Origin of the sequence: Sphingomonas sp. CCH21-G11, from assembly GCF_001555965.1 — a bacterium.
Taxonomy (GTDB): Bacteria; Pseudomonadota; Alphaproteobacteria; order Sphingomonadales; family Sphingomonadaceae; genus Sphingomonas.
The window spans coordinates 1-1569 of record NZ_LSHX01000016.1; the positions used below are offsets into that span (position 1 = coordinate 1).

Annotated in this window: 2 protein-coding genes; both read left to right on the forward strand. The window is 72.4% G+C overall.

Annotated features, from left to right (window positions below; all coding sequences use genetic code 11):
• The first annotated feature begins 38 nt into the window (after positions 1-38).
• The gene (locus AX676_RS03325; RefSeq protein ID WP_066544090.1) at positions 39-653 is read left to right on the forward strand and encodes an RBBP9/YdeN family alpha/beta hydrolase; all 615 of its coding nucleotides are present in this window, start codon (positions 39-41) and stop codon (positions 651-653) included.
• Between the two features lie 327 nt (positions 654-980).
• A partial coding sequence (locus tag AX676_RS03330) for an alpha/beta hydrolase (RefSeq protein WP_066544093.1) occupies positions 981-1569 on the forward strand: 589 nt, incomplete at its 3' end.

Below are 1569 nucleotides of genomic sequence, written 5' to 3' on the forward strand. Positions count from 1 at the left end.
GGCCGCGCCATCGCCTTCCTCGCAGCGGAGTTGGCAGCATGGGCAGTTTCTCGCATCTCGACGACACCTCGCCGATCGTTCTGACCGTTCCCGGCCTTGGCGGATCGGGCCCGTCGCATTGGCAGACGCTGTGGGAGGAATCCCGGCCCGACGTGCATCGCGTCGAGCTGGGCATGTGGAACACGCCGCACCGCAACGCCTGGGTGACCCGGCTCGACCAGGCGATCCGCACGGCCCAGGCCCCGGTCGTGCTCGCCGCGCACAGCCTGGGCTGCCTCGCCGTCGCCTGGTGGGCGGCGCTGTCGCCCCAGCCTTATGGCGCGCCGGTCGCCGGTGCCCTGCTGGTCGCGCCGGCGGATGTCGACCGCGCCGATGCGCCGCCGTCGCTCGGTGCCTTTGCCCCCGCCCCGCGCCAGCCGCTGCCCTTTCCGTCGATCCTGATCGCCAGCAGCGACGATCCCTGGATCTCGATCGAGCGCGCGCACAGCCTGGCGGTCGATTGGGGCAGCCACTTCGTCGATGCCGGGTCCCAGGGGCACCTGAACGCCGACAGCGGCATCGGCTGGTGGACGGAGGGCCAGGCGCTGCTCGACCGCGTGATCGACGCCGCCGCCGATCGCCATGGCCACTATCTCGGCCGCCCGACCGCCTGAGCGTTACGCTCGGCACCTGTATCAGTCGGGCGAAAACAGGCGCGGCAGCGGCCCGCTCCCCCACGGGATCCCCGCAACGTACGACGTTGCGGGCCCACCCGCACCCGGCCCCCCATCAGGATATACGCGTGGGTGGCCAGGCGGGGGAGCGGGCTGGCGCCGGTTCAGCGAAGCTGAACACAAGTCGATCAAATCACGACGAGCAGCCCCGGCGATGCGACCATCGTCGGGGCCGAACCATCGCCGGGCGGCGCGGGCAGGCAACAATCATGCTAATCTCGATCGATTCGCGACACGACCGGTCGCGACCGGGAATGGACGACGCCCATGACTGCGCTGACTCAGGCTGCCCCGCCCTACTCTTTCATCGCGCTGGTCGATGGCGCGGCCCCGGCGGCGATGGCCCGGCTGATCGGGATGCGCGGCGCGGCGGTCCTGCCGCTCAGCAGCGCGGATCGCGCCAGCCGCAACCGCTTCGCCACCGCGCTCGACCGGCTGGTGCAGGAAGTGGACGATTCCGCGGTGCTGATCGCCAATGGCGCGGCGTGCTTCGCCGCCGCCTGGTGGAGCCGCCTGTCGCCCGCCGGCTATGTCGAGCGCGTCGCCGGCGCCATCCTGATCGAGCCGGACGATCGCCGGGCGAGCGGCCCCATGACGCGCGCGGCGCTGCGCGACGGCTTTGCCTCGCCCGCCTGCCCGCTACCCTTCCCGGCGATCGTCGTCGCGGCCGATGGCGCGGCCCGCGCATCGGGTCTGGCCGATGAATGGGGCGCGCGCTTGCTACCCGGCCTGGTCGAAGACGCCCCGCGCAGCATGACCGCCCGCGCCCGCCTGATGATCGACCGCCTCACCGCCGCCGTCGTCGAACGCGACATCGAACGCGCGCGGCGGATGGCGATGAGGGGGACTGCGGGGG

Excerpts from the sequence above, each read along its gene's own strand:
- AX676_RS03325 (WP_066544090.1), top strand. The coding sequence starts at position 39 with ATGGGCAGTTTCTCGCATCTCGACGACACCTCGCCGATCGTTCTGACC.